The following is a 13,624-nucleotide window of genomic DNA, read 5'->3' as shown; positions in this document are numbered from 1 at the left end:
GGGGTAACTGCTCCGATTTCTTTTAGCCTTGCGAGATATCCCCATGACCCATCGTATTATTATCGTCGGCGGCGGCGCCGGCGGCCTGGAGTTGGCTACCCGTCTGGGTAAGACTCTGGGCAAGCGTGGCACCGCCAGCATCACGCTGGTGGACGCCAACCTGACCCATATCTGGAAGCCGCTGCTGCACGAAGTGGCTGCCGGGTCACTGAACTCTTCGGAAGACGAACTCAATTACGTCGCCCAGGCCAAATGGAACCACTTCGAGTTCCAACTGGGGCGCATGAGTGGGCTTGACCGTGAGCAGAAAAAAATCCAGCTGGCCGCCACCCTCGACGAAGAAGGCCGCGAACTGGTGCCTGCGCGAGTGCTGGGCTATGACAGCCTGGTGATCGCAGTTGGTAGCACGACCAATGACTTCGGCACCGAGGGCGCGGCGCAGCACTGTCTGTTCCTCGACACCCGCAAACAGGCCGAGCGCTTCCACCAGCAACTGCTCAACCACTACCTGCGCGCCCATGCCGGGCAGACCGATACCGTTGAACAGATCAGCGTCGCCATCGTCGGTGCTGGCGCGACCGGCGTCGAACTGGCTGCCGAGTTGCATAACGCCGCCCATGAGTTGGCGGCGTATGGCCTGGACCGCATCAAGCCGGAAAACATGCACATCACCCTGATCGAAGCCGGCCCACGGGTGCTGCCTGCCCTGCCGGAACGCATCGGCGGGCCTGTGCATAAAACCCTGGAGAAGCTTGGCGTGACCGTGCTGACCAACTCGGCGGTGAGTGAAGTGACCGCCGATGCACTGATCACCAGCAGCGGCCAAGTCATTCCGGCCAGCCTCAAGGTGTGGGCCGCCGGCATTCGCGCACCGGGCTTCCTCAAGGACATTGATGGCCTGGAAACCAACCGCATCAATCAACTGCAAGTGCTGCCGACGCTGCAAACCACCCGCGATGAAAACATCTTTGCCTTCGGCGATTGCGCGGCGTGCCCTCAACCGGGCACCGACCGCAACGTGCCGCCACGGGCCCAGGCAGCTCACCAGCAGGCCTCGTTGCTGGCCAAGTCGCTCAAGTTGCGAATTGAAGGCAAGGAGTTGCCGAGCTACAAGTACACCGACTATGGATCGCTGATCTCGCTGTCGCGTTTTTCCGCTGTGGGTAACTTGATGGGCAACCTGACGGGCAGCGTGATGCTGGAAGGCTGGCTCGCGCGGATGTTCTATGTGTCGCTGTACCGCATGCACCAGATGGCGCTGTATGGCTTCTTCCGCACGGCGATGTTGATGCTGGGCAGCAAGATTGGCCGCGGGACTGAGCCCCGACTCAAACTTCACTGACAACAAGGGTCTCTGGTGGGACTCACTCAATGTGGTAGGGGCATTACCCTAATGCCAGTCAGTGTTCGTCCTTAACTGACTGGTACTAGAGCTTGCCCCCTACCACATCAGTTCTATGTTGGACTTGAGATAATCCCAAGCAAAAAAAATCCCCGTATCTTTCGATACGAGGATTTTTAATATGGTCGGGGTAGGGGGATTCGAACTCCCGACATCCTGCTCCCAAAGCAGGCGCGCTACCGGACTGCGCTATACCCCGGTAAAAAAAAGGCGACCTCTCAGTCGCCTTCTTCGATCAGCGCTTTTGGCCTCTGATCTTAAGATTCGATTCCAGCGTTAACTGGTCTCAAAAATGGTGGGTCGTGTGGGATTCGAACCTACGACCAATTGGTTAAAAGACAATTGGTTCTAGTGCTTCAAAGCTCAGGATCGTGTTCGCTACACATAGCTATTTCCGTGGCCTCGCAGCCTCTAATGAACCCACATTAGAGGCTCCAAACCATGAAAATCACTGCGGTCGTTTCGACCAAGGGCGGCGTAGGCAAAACCACTATTGAGGCCAACCTCGGCGCATTCTGCGCGGACGCGGGCCTTCGCACACTCCTTATCGACCTGGATCCTGCTCAGCCCTCCCTTTCTTCGTATTACCAATTGGTAGATGAAGCCCAAGGCGGCATCTACGATCTGCTCGCGTTCAATATCACCGACTCAGCCAAGATCATATCCAGCACCGCGATTCCAAACCTGTCGTTGGTGATCTCCAATGACATCAACAACCAGCTGAACAGCCTCCTCCTGCAGGCTCCCGACGGACGGTTGCGCCTCGCCAACCTGATGCCGGCATTCAAAGATCATTTTGACTTGGTACTGATTGACACTCAGGGCGCCAGATCGGCCATGCTCGAAATGGTGGTCCTAGCCTCTGATTTGGTCATATCTCCACTTCCACCCAACATGCTCGCTGCACGGGAGTTCAGCCGGGGAACCATGCAGATGTTAGACGGCCTTCGCGCCTATGGGCGCCTGGGCATGAAAATTCCTCCCGTGCGGATCGTCGTCAACAACCTCGACCAAACCACCGACGCGCAGATGATCGAGCAGTCAGTACGGGAAATATTTCAGGAGAATGACGAAATCAGCGTTCTGGAAAGCATCATCCCCACCGCTGTGGTCTTTCGTAGCGCTGCATCCCAGGGCCTCCCAGTACATCGCCTGGAATACCGGCAGCCTTCCAACCGCATATCCCCTGCAGCCCTTGTCGTCATCCGCCAATTGGCCATAGAGCTCTTTCCAGAATGGCGGGACCGTTTTGAGGCCATGACCGAGGAGAAGGTAGCAAAGTTGGTGAGGGAGGATCGTTGAAATGGCGAAGCCCTCCATCACCGATGCCCGCAGTATTACTGCCGATGTCATCCTAGAGGTTGGCAAGTACTACAGCGCTCAGCAATTGCGCAGCTTGCAAGCAAAGCTAAGTGGATCCGCACGAGAAATACGCTCCCTGACAAGCGGTAGCCACTTAGCAGGTCGAATAGGCGCTCAGTTGAGCTTTGAACAGCGTCAGCTTTTGCAGGACGCTGCGAAGCTTATTGAGTCCGTGAACTCGAACATAAAACACGCGAAGGAAAAGCGCGGCCGTGACGAAAGCCAAGCCAAGCAGCGTCAGCAAGCTCGATATGCCGAAGCCAAGCGTCTGGTAGCTGAAACATATCTAAAAACTTTTGTCTCTGAGCCAGCGGCTCTGGAGCCTCTCCTAGAAATTCTTCAAACAGCGCTGACGCTCAATCGTGCAGGGGTTATCAGTAATGGTTATTCCCCTAGGGAGTTCAATCTCAGGCTCCGTGATTACCTATCGCCAGACCGAACTCGAAAGCTAATTGGCTGGACCAGCCCAAATGCTTTTTGGATAAGCATCGTTCTCTCTGTGCGTAATGACTTTGTACAAGCTGTTGAGCAGGAGATTGCTTACGACGACGGCTCAAGTGTTCAGGATCGTCTTGATGCCTTGAAACAGAAGGTTGCGGATTGTCTTACCCGGATTCACCTCTCTGCTGATGAGGAGGAAACACTGCGACTTTGGTCAGAGGCGCTCTCCCCCCGTAACCAACAGGAAGGGGGTGAATGATGGACAAGCAAAAAGTCCTCAGCAAGGTCGCCAAACTCATGGCGCTGGCCAAATCGCAAGGCGCTGCCCCCAACGAAGTGGAAATTGCACTTCGCCAAGCGCGCCATTTGATGAAGCAGTACAACCTCGAACATACCGAGGTCGTTGCTCATGCAATCGAAGAGGCCAGCGTGGGCACCAAGACCCGGCGTTCGCCGCAGGATTGGCTGCACAACCTGGCCACAATCTGCTCCCAAGCCTTCGACTGCAGCCACTTGGCGTATTTTCATCCGCTGGCAGGCTGGTCCTTCAAGTTTTTGGGGAAGGGTATTTCGCCCGAGCTGGCCGCTCACACCTATTCAACGCTGCATCACCAACTCGTAGCAGCCCGTCGAGCTCATGTTGCTCAGCAGAAACGCTGCCAACTCAAGACAAAGCGTCACCGGGGCCAACTCTTTGCCGAGGGTTGGCTGAATGCCGTCGCATCGAAAGTGAACCAGTTTGCAGGCGGGGTAGACGAAACCACGGCGCAGGAGATCCAGGCCTACCTGGAATTGCACCACCCTAACCTCAAGCAATTCATCATCAAACCCATCGAAGCCAAAGGTCACGACACTCGGTCTCTGCGAGCGGGATGGGACCAGGGCAAGCATGCCAGGCTACATCGTGGTGTTGGACATCAGTCACGAGAAGCCCTTGGGCATGGGGGGAGCCAATGAGAACTCATTCGCTTTCACCTTTGGCCATAGCGGCGCTGGAACAAGCCCGATCCCAACTTGGGCTTGCCCCGGCTCATAAACACCATGTTTGGAGTGAGACTGAAGAGCGCATGCTCATTGCCCGCTATCCCGATGAACCGACTCAGGTCCTAGCCGCCGAATTGGGACTCAGCGTCTATCAGATCTATGCCAAAGCAAAACGGCTGGGATTGAGCAAAAGCTCCGAGTTTCTTCGCAGTAGTCTCTGTGGCCGGCTTGACGGCAAGTTGGGCGCTGAATTCCGCTTCTCCAAGGGTTCCGTCCCATGGAATAAGGGCCTTAAGGGGCTCCCCTCCTCTGGCCGTATGACTCAGACGCAGTTTAAGACGGGCAATAAACCGGGGAACTGGCTACCTATTGGCAGCTTGCGCACGACTCCTGACGGCTATCTCCAGAGAAAAATCACCGACACCGGTTACCCCCCTGTCGATTGGAAAGGCGTGCACGTGCTGCTCTGGGAAGAACACTTTGGCCCTGTCCCCACAACTCATTGCGTGTGCTTCAAGGATGAAAACAAATCCAACATCGCCATCGGCAATCTGGAACTGATCACGCGTGCGGAGCGCATGCGGCGCAACACCATCCATCGCTATCCAGAAGAGCTCAAATCCGCAATGCGAGCGATCAGCAAACTCAAGCGCACCATCCGGGAGGTTGCACATGAAGAACAAGATTGAAGATCTACGTAATCATCTGTTCGTCGCGATTGAGGGCCTCCTGGATCCAGACAAGCCTATGGAAATCGACCGGGCCAAAGCCGTCGCCGAGGTTGCTCAGGTCATGATCAATTCAGCGAAGGTTGAAGTCGACATGGTTAAAGCTCTGGGCGCAATCAACGGCACTGGTTTTATCCAGATCGGCGAGGAGTCCGGGAAATGAATCACCTTGACCTCTCACCGCCCTACTCCGTAGAGGCTGAACAAGGTGTGTTAGGTGGGCTACTGCTCGACAACAACACCTGGGATCTCATCGCGGACAAACTGGATGCGTCTGACTTTTTTCGGCATGACCACCGGTTGCTGTTTCGGGCAATAGCCGGCCTTGCTGACAAGTCCGCTCCATTCGATATCGTCATCGTTTTCAACGCGCTGGAGGATCCAGACGAAGCCGGAGGGCTGAGCTACCTGGGCGAGCTGGCCAAGAATACGCCGTCTGTAGCCAACATTGAGCATTACGCATCCATCGTGCGTAATCGCTCCAGGCTCAGACAACTCATGTCTCTTGGCTACCAATGCTCTCGCGATGCCACGGATCCGCTGGCCAACGCGGAAGATGTTCAAGAGACCATTGAACAACAACTTTTCGCGCTTGGCGAAGGCAAGAGCGCATCTGAATTCGTCGACATCAACCAGTGCCTGACTACTGTCGTCGAGCAAATTGACGAACATTTCAACGGCAATATCACCGTGACCGGCGTGCCTTCAGGCCTGGAAGATTTGGACGAGTTGACGTCGGGTTTTCAAGAAGCCGACCTGATCATTCTCGGTGCACGTCCTTCGATGGGTAAAACGTCCCTAGCCTTGAACTTCATCGATACGGCTCTGCAGGCAAAGCTTGATCGTACTGTTCAAGTCTTCAGCATGGAAATGCCCGCCAAAGCACTGCTCTATCGGTTGATGGCAATTCTTGGCCATATCGATCTTGGGAAGCTATTGAAGGGCAAGCTTGATGACGAAGACTGGCCGAAGCTGACTGCAGCCGTTTCACGTATCAATGCATATGGCGAGCGGCTGGTCATCGACGACTCATCAGCGCTCACACCTGCCGTTATCAGGGCCAAATCTCGTCGCGCAGCCCGTCGCTTCGGACACCCGAGCTTGATCCTGATCGATTACCTGCAGCTCATGCGCTGCCCAGGCCAGGAAAACAGGGCGAACGAAATCAGCGCTATATCCCAGAGCCTCAAGGCCCTGGCGAAGGAGATGAATTGCCCGGTGGTAGCACTCTCTCAGCTCAATCGGGAGCTGGAGCGCCGACCAAACAAACGTCCGATCAACGCAGACCTGCGTGATAGCGGCGCCATCGAACAGGACGCAGACCTGATCATATTCGTCTACCGGGACGAGGTGTACCACTCACAGACCGAACACAAAGGCATAGCCGAGATCATCATCGGCAAGGCTCGCAACGGTCCTACTGGTACCGTTCGCACGGCGTTCATAGCGCACCAAACCCGCTTTGCAAACCTCAGTGCCAACAGTAGCTGGCAAGGAGCACACCTATGAGCCCCCTCTCTCCGGTTGCAATCACCCATTGGTGCCGCAACTGCGATACACATCATGCATTGCAGCAAGTCCAGCAATGCGTGCCTGCCCCAACCGCTCTCAATGCTGAAGTGGACATTCTGATTTGTCCCAGTTGCAACAGCTACGACATCGAGGAGCTTCGGGAGGTGTCAGATGCACAGTAACGCTGCGTTTTTTCCAAGCATTCAAGCCGGTGAAGTCTTCGAAGCCTCTGCCGTGGTTCACGCCCACAAAACAGGCGTCAACCCAGTAGAACTTGATGCTCTAGCTCAAGCAGTCGGCCGTCTTACTCGTGACCACAGCACCGTTGTCCCAATGAGCATGCGCGAGGACCTGCTGGAATTTCAGAAGCTCGGCTACGTCGAGCTGGCCGACACGCTCAGCGCAACCATCACCGTTGAACTGCTGTGCGCAGGCGCCTTGCTATCAAGCTACTTCTGGTCGGTTTGGGTCCCCCGGCACCTCCAAAGCTGCTCACTGAAAGTTGCGGTCATGGCTCACCTGCAACACCCAGCCCCTGTGCAGCACTGCACCGTTGTGTTCCGCGTGCCTGGCTCTCGCGAGGCAACTCGCCATTTTCTGCATGAGCTCGGCAGCAAATTCCCAGGTGACCAGGCCGAAATCATCGCGATCCAGGCCGGTAACGTTCTGGCAGACAGGGATGCAGAGCTATGACCACCAATCTCCTACGCGGAAAAAGCGAGAGCCTTCGTGTACTCGTGAAGTTTGCTGAAGCGAATGGCTGGACTGTGTCTCGCACTCAAGGTGGCCACATCAAGTTCACGAAATCTGGCCTTGGATCGATTTACACCTCATCAACCGCAAGCGATTACCGCTCAGGCCTCAATGCCAAAGCACGTATTCGTCGTGCAGATAGAGCTCAAACCCTACACTCGCAGGAGGCAATCTAATGCCTATCCGTCATTGCATCGTCCACCTGATCGACAAAAAACCCGATGGCACACCAGCTGTTCTCCAGGCACGCGATTCGGAGCTATCCGAATCGGTCGCCATCGAGAACATGCTTGCCGACCTCAACGAGAGCTACAACGCCAAACAAGGCAAGGCCTGGGGCTTCTTCCATGCCGAGTCCGGCGCGCACCCGTTCAGCGGCTGGTTGAAAGAATATTTCGAGGGTGGCCAGGATTTCACCACGTTCAGCCGCACCGCCGTCGAACATCTGCAAAAACTAATGGAAGAGTCCAACCTCTCCACCGGCGGCCACGTGCTGTTTGCCCACTACCAGCAAGGTATGACCGACTACCTGGCGATCGCCCTGCTGCACCACAGCGAAGGCGTGGCGGTGACCGACGAGCTGGACGTGACGCCCTCCCGTCACCTGGACCTGGGCCAACTGCACCTGGCGGCACGGATCAACGTGTCCGAGTGGCAGAACAACAAGCAGTCCAAGCAGTACATCTCGTTTATCAAAGGCAAGAACGGCAAAAAATTCTCGGAGTACTTCCGTGACTTTATCGGCTGCCAGGAAGGTGTCGACGGGCCGGGCGAGACCCGCACCCTGCTCAAGGCCTTCAGTGACTTCGTGGAAAGCGAAGACCTGCCGGACGAGTCGGCCCGCGAAAAAACCAAGACTCTGGTGGACTACGCCAGCAGCCAGGCCAAGCTCGGCGAGCCCATGGGCCTTGAAGAGCTGTCGGGCTTGATTGATGAAGATCGGCCCAAGGCGTTCTTCGACCACATCCGAAACAAGGACTACGGCCTGTCACCGGAGATCCCCATGGACAAACGCACCCTAAACCAATTTCGCCGTTTCACCGGTCGTGCCGAAGGCTTGTCCATCAGCTTTGAAGCGCACCTGCTGGGCGACAAAATCGAGTACGACGAGCCGTCCGGGACGTTAACCATCAAGGGCCTGCCCACTCAGCTTAGCGATCAGTTGAAACGTCGCTGAACACAAATACACAACCCTAGACATCGGAGCACGCTATGAGCAACCAACCAAAACGTCAGCTTGAAGAAAAATTCGTCGTCCGCCTTCCCGATGGGATGCGTGAACGGATCGCGCTGCAAGCGCGCGAAAACACCCGCTCAATGAACTCGGAAATTGTCCATCGCCTTGAGACTACAGTCGAGCTTGAGGCGGCGCTTGGTCGTGCACTAAAAATCATTGATCAACTTTTGGCAGCAGCACCAGCCTGTGAGCTGCCTGGAGCCAGGGCATGAAACAGTCTTTGGCTCAGACTATGAAAGAGAAACTGCAACTGCCGGCCTTTCAATCAAATTCGCCGGTAGCTGCGCGCATGAGCGATCCAATCGTCGATACCCCTATGCTGTTGACGCTCGATGAAACATTGCCGTATGACGAGAACCCACGGACAACTCGAAACCCGAAGTACGATGAAATTAAAGAGTCCATACGCAATCGAGGTCTCGACACGCCCCCTCCCGTCACGCGCAAACCTGGTGAGGAGAAGTACCGGATCCGAAACGGTGGCAACACGCGCCTGGCCATTCTAAACGAGCTGTACCGTGAGACCGGGGACGAGAAGTTCTTCAAGTTCCACTGCCTGTTCCGTCCCTGGGACACCGTTCGTGGGGAGATCATCTCGCTCACCGGGCACCTGGCCGAAAACGATCTGCAAGGTCAACTCCTGTTCATTGAGCGGGCTATTGGCGTCGACAAGGCCAGAGCTTTGTATGAGGAGGAGTCTGGTGAGGCTATTTCTCAAAGTGAGCTTTCTCGACGTTTGAAAGCTGATGGCTACCCTGTTTCTCAACCTCACATCAGTCGGATGCAGGACACTCTTCGGTACTTATTGCCGGCAATTCCGGCAGTGCTATATTCCGGCCTCGGCGTTGATCGAATTTCGAAGCTTCTTGCACTACGCAAGACAGCGCTTCAGTGCTGGGAGCGCAATTATCAAGAACAAGGGCAGCACCTAGAGTTTGATACGATTTTTCAAGATGTCCTCTCCCAGTTTGAGGGAGACGCCGAGGAGTTTCTGTTCCAGCGCTTCCAGGACGAGCTGATTGATCAGCTCAAAAAGCCGTTAAATCTCGGTTACGAGAAAATTCTGCTGGAAATCACTCAGAACCAGGACCAGTTACGCCGATCAACACCAGTACTTGAGATGCCTCAGCATCCTGTCTCGCAACTTGAGGGGTTGCCTCAGTCGAGTCCCCAAAACAATAGCATTGAGTCAAATCAGAACCCGTCACAATTACCATCAACTCATGTTTCTGATGGCACGCCTAAGCCAACTATGACCACGGCGAGCCCTCCCCATCGAGTTGGCCAACATAAGCTGGCCCCTCCCCCTCAAGAGCAAATGAGCCCGCAAGAGCGCCAAAAGCGCATTGATGGGCACATTGCAAGTCCAGTGAAAAGCTCCCCCAAAGTCGACAAGATGAAACGGGAGCTCGCTGCGCTTGATGGTGAAGTATTACCCGACTTTGCCTCCAACGCCTTGGTGGCCATCCCTGTTCAAGCTGGTGGTCTCAACCCCATATCTGACCTTTGGTACATCGAGCGTGAAATCGACAATGCCATGACTCTGCGTCAGCACATCGCGCAATTGGCTCGTGAAATTGCCAGCTCGGTAAAAGCACCAGGTCAATTTATCGATATAGAAGGTGGCGTGGGTTTCAGCTATCGACACCCCGATGCTGAAGGAGAATTGGAAATCACTGCTACAGCCCAGCATACGTTGACGCTTCTTCAGTCTTTAAGCGGTTCGGTGGCCATCGTTCTGAAAATGATTCAGGAGCAGCCCGATCTGCAGGTCGACGCTTTGACCGACTTTGAATTCGCAGCTGGGCTTGGGCAGCTCTTACTTGGCCAGCCTTATACGAACGACACCCCCCCAGAGACTGAAGGCCGCCTCAGCGACGGCGCACTGGTGAAGCTCTTCCGAATAATTCGACTCGCAAGGCGTTTGATTGATTTAGAGGTCAAGTTAACTGCCGGCGATAGTGCGAACCCAGCCAGCTAAAACAGGACCACTACGAGGGGAGTCGTCATGTCCAAGATACCAATCAACGAAGCCATCCTGTCTCAGGTGCTTCATCACATGCGCAACGGCCAACTCCGGCGTTGCATCGAGATGGGTTTGGAGCCTGAAATCCTGGCACAGCTCCAACAACCGTCAGTCCTGAGCTTATTGCTCAACACTCCAGTCTCTTGGTGCAACGTCACCATCGATGGAGAGATGGTGAAAAAACTGCTGATAGGGGCGCAGCGGTCCGATGAAGAAGTGCGCACGATCGAACGTGCGCTTCGACTAGGCGCGACCACTCAGATGCTGCAACAGTTCTTCGGGCTATCACCCCAGGACGTAGCCCTTCAACGCCTAATGATCGGTGTAACGGCACGTCGCGGCCGGTGGCGAGAATTCAGTGAGGAGATGGACGCTCACCTTTGGTACAGATGGACGCACCTGATGCAGGAACATCAGGTTGAACTTGAAGACAGCCTCGCCATGCTGGATATCGCCATGCTAGTCGCCGAAGAGCTCAACACACCCCAGGACACCCATGCAGATGAAAGCTCCGAGAACCTCAGTCTAGCAATCATCTGGCATCGCATTCAGTCCTGGATAAAGGAGGGGCTTTATCCCCCTGCAAGCACGGGCCTCCCAAGAAAGCTACAGCTGGTGTCTTCTCATCGACTGGCTCAGCCTGCAGCGACACCGGCGGAAGGTGATCCCGTACTATGAGGTTGTCTCGGCTCCCATTGTCGACGCTTTTAGACTCGGCCTCGGGCCACCTTGAAGCTCACTTGCTTCAGAAAAAAGAGTCGGCGCCTCCGGGGATCGAAGGTTCTGCCCCCTACTCCGGAATCATATTCAGCGGGAACCCACACGAGACGGTGCCTCGCAGATTGCTTCTGGATGACCGACTGACCCCGCTTGAAAGAAACACCTGGCAGGTGTTCCGGTTACTGATCAATGACGACGGCCTTACGGCGTTCCCCACCTATGACCAACTACGGCCATTTTTGGGCATGCAACCCGGCAGGCCAGCCTCGCGAGAAACCGTATCAAAAGCATTGGTCACTCTACGGCTCACACGCTGGCTTAGCCTGGGCCGCCGTGTGCGCAATGACCTGAGTGGACAAGTTCAAGGTAACGTCTACTTACTTCATGACGAACCGGTCACACCAGCCGAAGCCATAGAATTCGATAAGGATTATTTACAGCTACTTGTGCAGTCCATGGAGCATCAGACCAAGGTAATCCGTGAAGTCGCGCAGATTGCCTGGAAAGAATTCGCTGCCGATCCAGACGTGGGTCAGCGCTTACCAAGCCGATTGGACGTCATCGAGTCTCGTTTGAAAAGCCAGGCCTGGACAACGGCGCGCACGGCAATACCTCTAAAAGCGACTGAGTTCGGAGTCCGAACTCAGCAAATTACACCACAGTTGCCACAGAGTTCGGATGCCGAACTAAGTGGACACAGCGGCGAGCGAATCGCTTTTGAGCCAAGTTCGGATGCCGAACTCAGCCAAAAATCAATGGGTTCGGACTTAGTTCGGCATCCGAACTCATATAGTACGTATACAGATACACACAAAGATGTTTGTAAAAGCTCTGTACATGTACCGCTGACTTCGACCGACATGGCCGCCGATTTGCTCGATGCACTGCATCGGCTACCGGCGGATCAAAAACAGAGCGCGGTGGTGGCGCTGCAAAAAGTCCCAGAAGAGCTGAAGCCAGCGCTCATCAAACAATGGGTGCACCGCTGTGACTCAGGGGGGATACGAAACCCGCTGGGCTACTTGATGACACTTGTCGGCATGGCGGTCCGTGGAGACTTCAACAGCCACTGGGATCCTGATGACAAAGCAAGATCCAGCCCCTCACGCCAGGGAGTTGCAAATCCTCCATCCAATGCCACTCAACCGGCTAAAACGGTTGCAGAAACCCGCAGTCCTGAGTCGGTACAAACCGCTAGAAACACACTCAGCGGAATGTTGCATCTGCTCAGACCCAATCGGGGTACGCATCCATGATAACAACCCCGATAGTAAGCTCGGCCCCAATCTACTTGGCAGATCCAGGTATGAGCATGGACAGCAAGCCGAGCTATGCGGCCCGCATAGATCGACAGAATTCCAATATCGGCAGTGGCCAATCGAACTATCCATATCAGAGCTATGCGGCCCGCATAGATCGTCAGAGTTCCAATATCAGCAGTGGCCAATCGAACTATCCATATCAGAGCTATGCGGCCCGCATAGATCGTCAGAGTTCCAATATCAGCAGCGGCCAATCGAACTATCCATATCAGAGCTATGCGGCCCGCATCACTATGTCAGGATCCGGCATCGATAACAGTACTCAACCAAGCGGGCGGCCTGATCTCTCCATATATAAAGAAACATCAACAAATCCCCTTCCATCGGGTAATGGATTTGTTGGTGCGCCTCTTATAGCCAGATTGCAGCATGGGCACGTCACTCCTCTTCCCAAGGAAAAACTGCACCATGGCTGATAATTTCCGGCTCAACATCGGTTCACTGCGTAGCGATGTGAAGCTCACTCTTCACACTCACCACGCCGCACGCATCTGGATGGGACGTCCAAAAAACGATCTAAAAGTCGGCATCATTGGCTTGTCGGGTTTTTGTAGTGTCGTCAATCGCATGTCACGCGGAGCCCAGCAGGACGATCCGTACTCTGATTGGTGGATGATTCTTATAGAAGAAAAAATCAATGAGTCCAAGCAAGCACTGAAGAACATCGAAGAGCGCTTGGACATGGCCATGGCTTCCCTGCCACCGGCCATTAGCATCAGTGAGAACCTTTCAATTCAGCCAGTCAGTCTCCCGCTTTATATCTCCAACCCTCTCGGCTTTCAGGCCGTATTCCTGCTGACCAACTACGACGAAATAGTTAGGCGCATCTTACTGGCCCAGCACGTTGGACTCGTCGGGCGTCACGATATGGAAACCTGGATAGATGAAGGCGCAGCGGTACTCAGGAGACTTTTTGGATTGGCCCAGAACTATAAATACTCCGGTGCTGCACGCGATGACTTCGCCGCCAATAATGCCAAAGCTGATGCAGCCCGCAAAATGTACGAGCGTTATGGAGAACTGCCACAGGACATCCTGGAAGGCACCCGCCGTTCGAACTTCGCTCCACCCATCATTCGCGGCCAGCAACAAACCGGGGTGGAAGATCACTTCGATGAGGCCGAAGAAGGTTGAAGC

At 54.9% G+C, this 13,624-nt stretch carries 16 protein-coding genes and 1 tRNA gene; 16 read left to right on the top strand and 1 reads right to left on the bottom strand.

Features of this window, described 5'->3' with window-relative positions; translation table 11 throughout:
- The first annotated feature begins 43 nt into the window (after positions 1 to 43).
- The gene (locus PspS35_RS04660) at positions 44 to 1,342 is read left to right on the top strand and encodes an NAD(P)/FAD-dependent oxidoreductase (RefSeq protein ID WP_159932950.1); all 1,299 of its coding nucleotides are present in this window, start codon (positions 44 to 46) and stop codon (positions 1,340 to 1,342) included.
- A gap of 182 nt (positions 1,343 to 1,524) precedes the next feature.
- Here the strand turns inward: PspS35_RS04660 and PspS35_RS04655 are convergent.
- Positions 1,525 to 1,601: transfer RNA gene (locus PspS35_RS04655), tRNA-Pro, on the bottom strand.
- A gap of 242 nt (positions 1,602 to 1,843) precedes the next feature.
- Here PspS35_RS04655 and PspS35_RS04650 point away from each other — a divergent pair.
- The 15 genes from PspS35_RS04650 to PspS35_RS04580 all read left to right on the top strand — a co-directional run bounded on the left by PspS35_RS04650 (position 1,844) and on the right by PspS35_RS04580 (position 13,621).
- Positions 1,844 to 2,704, top strand: coding sequence for a ParA family protein (locus PspS35_RS04650; RefSeq protein ID WP_159932949.1), 861 nt, complete (start codon positions 1,844 to 1,846; stop codon positions 2,702 to 2,704).
- Between the two features lies 1 nt (position 2,705).
- Positions 2,706 to 3,464 carry a hypothetical protein gene (locus PspS35_RS04645; RefSeq protein ID WP_033901915.1) on the top strand — a complete coding sequence of 253 codons (759 nt, stop codon included), beginning with the start codon at positions 2,706 to 2,708 and terminating at the stop codon, positions 3,462 to 3,464.
- Positions 3,464 to 4,162: a DUF2786 domain-containing protein gene (locus PspS35_RS04640; RefSeq protein WP_174244857.1), complete on the top strand. Its 699-nt coding sequence runs from the start codon at positions 3,464 to 3,466 to the stop codon at positions 4,160 to 4,162. The genes PspS35_RS04645 and PspS35_RS04640 overlap by 1 nt, the downstream gene beginning before the upstream one ends.
- Complete coding sequence (locus PspS35_RS04635) at positions 4,159 to 4,878, top strand: HNH endonuclease signature motif containing protein (RefSeq protein ID WP_033901913.1); 720 nt, start codon at positions 4,159 to 4,161, stop codon at positions 4,876 to 4,878. The genes PspS35_RS04640 and PspS35_RS04635 overlap by 4 nt, the downstream gene beginning before the upstream one ends.
- A complete protein-coding gene (locus tag PspS35_RS04630) occupies positions 4,862 to 5,080 on the top strand; it encodes a hypothetical protein (RefSeq protein ID WP_033901912.1) in 219 nt (72 codons plus the stop codon). Before PspS35_RS04635 ends, PspS35_RS04630 begins: the two co-directional genes overlap by 17 nt.
- Complete coding sequence (gene dnaB / locus PspS35_RS04625; RefSeq protein ID WP_159932947.1) at positions 5,077 to 6,426, top strand: replicative DNA helicase; 1,350 nt, start codon at positions 5,077 to 5,079, stop codon at positions 6,424 to 6,426. The genes PspS35_RS04630 and dnaB overlap by 4 nt, the downstream gene beginning before the upstream one ends.
- Before the next feature lie 174 nt (positions 6,427 to 6,600).
- Positions 6,601 to 7,122 (top strand): hypothetical protein, encoded by a 522-nt coding sequence (locus PspS35_RS04620; RefSeq protein ID WP_159932946.1) that lies wholly within the window; start codon positions 6,601 to 6,603, stop codon positions 7,120 to 7,122.
- The gene (locus PspS35_RS30200) at positions 7,119 to 7,358 is read left to right on the top strand and encodes a type II toxin-antitoxin system HicA family toxin (RefSeq protein ID WP_008437325.1); all 240 of its coding nucleotides are present in this window, start codon (positions 7,119 to 7,121) and stop codon (positions 7,356 to 7,358) included. Before PspS35_RS04620 ends, PspS35_RS30200 begins: the two co-directional genes overlap by 4 nt.
- Entirely contained in the window at positions 7,358 to 8,359 is a 1,002-nt protein-coding gene (yejK, locus tag PspS35_RS04610) for a nucleoid-associated protein YejK (protein WP_159932945.1), read from the top strand. Before PspS35_RS30200 ends, yejK begins: the two co-directional genes overlap by 1 nt.
- 35 nt (positions 8,360 to 8,394) lie before the next feature.
- The gene (locus PspS35_RS04605) at positions 8,395 to 8,631 is read left to right on the top strand and encodes an Arc family DNA-binding protein (protein WP_033901907.1); all 237 of its coding nucleotides are present in this window, start codon (positions 8,395 to 8,397) and stop codon (positions 8,629 to 8,631) included.
- A complete protein-coding gene (locus tag PspS35_RS04600) occupies positions 8,628 to 10,400 on the top strand; it encodes a ParB family protein (protein WP_159932944.1) in 1,773 nt (590 codons plus the stop codon). Before PspS35_RS04605 ends, PspS35_RS04600 begins: the two co-directional genes overlap by 4 nt.
- 27 nt (positions 10,401 to 10,427) lie before the next feature.
- Positions 10,428 to 11,123, top strand: a complete 696-nt coding sequence (locus PspS35_RS04595) for a DUF2857 domain-containing protein (protein ID WP_033901905.1) — start codon at positions 10,428 to 10,430, stop codon at positions 11,121 to 11,123.
- Positions 11,120 to 12,421, top strand: a complete 1,302-nt coding sequence (locus PspS35_RS04590; RefSeq protein ID WP_159932943.1) for an STY4528 family pathogenicity island replication protein — start codon at positions 11,120 to 11,122, stop codon at positions 12,419 to 12,421. The genes PspS35_RS04595 and PspS35_RS04590 overlap by 4 nt, the downstream gene beginning before the upstream one ends.
- 56 nt (positions 12,422 to 12,477) lie before the next feature.
- The gene (locus PspS35_RS04585) at positions 12,478 to 12,903 is read left to right on the top strand and encodes a hypothetical protein (RefSeq protein WP_159932942.1); all 426 of its coding nucleotides are present in this window, start codon (positions 12,478 to 12,480) and stop codon (positions 12,901 to 12,903) included.
- On the top strand, positions 12,896 to 13,621 hold the full coding sequence (locus PspS35_RS04580) for a PFL_4669 family integrating conjugative element protein (RefSeq protein WP_159932941.1): 726 nt from the start codon (positions 12,896 to 12,898) through the stop codon (positions 13,619 to 13,621). Before PspS35_RS04585 ends, PspS35_RS04580 begins: the two co-directional genes overlap by 8 nt.
- The last annotated feature ends 3 nt before the right edge of the window (positions 13,622 to 13,624 follow it).

This window comes from Pseudomonas sp. S35 (genome assembly GCF_009866765.1).
In the GTDB taxonomy this organism is placed as follows: Bacteria; Pseudomonadota; Gammaproteobacteria; order Pseudomonadales; family Pseudomonadaceae; genus Aquipseudomonas.
Note: the sequence above shows the minus strand (reverse complement) of the source record. Positions and strands in the feature narration are given on the sequence as shown.

Coding starts and splice junctions, on each gene's coding strand:
- PspS35_RS04660 (WP_159932950.1), top strand. CDS start 44: ATGACCCATCGTATTATTATCGTCGGCGGCGGCGCCGGCGGCCTGGAG.
- PspS35_RS04650 (WP_159932949.1), top strand. CDS start 1,844: ATGAAAATCACTGCGGTCGTTTCGACCAAGGGCGGCGTAGGCAAAACC.
- PspS35_RS04645 (WP_033901915.1), top strand. CDS start 2,706: ATGGCGAAGCCCTCCATCACCGATGCCCGCAGTATTACTGCCGATGTC.
- PspS35_RS04640 (WP_174244857.1), top strand. CDS start 3,464: ATGGACAAGCAAAAAGTCCTCAGCAAGGTCGCCAAACTCATGGCGCTG.
- PspS35_RS04635 (WP_033901913.1), top strand. CDS start 4,159: ATGAGAACTCATTCGCTTTCACCTTTGGCCATAGCGGCGCTGGAACAA.
- PspS35_RS04630 (WP_033901912.1), top strand. CDS start 4,862: ATGAAGAACAAGATTGAAGATCTACGTAATCATCTGTTCGTCGCGATT.
- dnaB (WP_159932947.1), top strand. CDS start 5,077: ATGAATCACCTTGACCTCTCACCGCCCTACTCCGTAGAGGCTGAACAA.
- PspS35_RS04620 (WP_159932946.1), top strand. CDS start 6,601: ATGCACAGTAACGCTGCGTTTTTTCCAAGCATTCAAGCCGGTGAAGTC.
- PspS35_RS30200 (WP_008437325.1), top strand. CDS start 7,119: ATGACCACCAATCTCCTACGCGGAAAAAGCGAGAGCCTTCGTGTACTC.
- yejK (WP_159932945.1), top strand. CDS start 7,358: ATGCCTATCCGTCATTGCATCGTCCACCTGATCGACAAAAAACCCGAT.
- PspS35_RS04605 (WP_033901907.1), top strand. CDS start 8,395: ATGAGCAACCAACCAAAACGTCAGCTTGAAGAAAAATTCGTCGTCCGC.
- PspS35_RS04600 (WP_159932944.1), top strand. CDS start 8,628: ATGAAACAGTCTTTGGCTCAGACTATGAAAGAGAAACTGCAACTGCCG.
- PspS35_RS04595 (WP_033901905.1), top strand. CDS start 10,428: ATGTCCAAGATACCAATCAACGAAGCCATCCTGTCTCAGGTGCTTCAT.
- PspS35_RS04590 (WP_159932943.1), top strand. CDS start 11,120: ATGAGGTTGTCTCGGCTCCCATTGTCGACGCTTTTAGACTCGGCCTCG.
- PspS35_RS04585 (WP_159932942.1), top strand. CDS start 12,478: ATGGACAGCAAGCCGAGCTATGCGGCCCGCATAGATCGACAGAATTCC.
- PspS35_RS04580 (WP_159932941.1), top strand. CDS start 12,896: ATGGCTGATAATTTCCGGCTCAACATCGGTTCACTGCGTAGCGATGTG.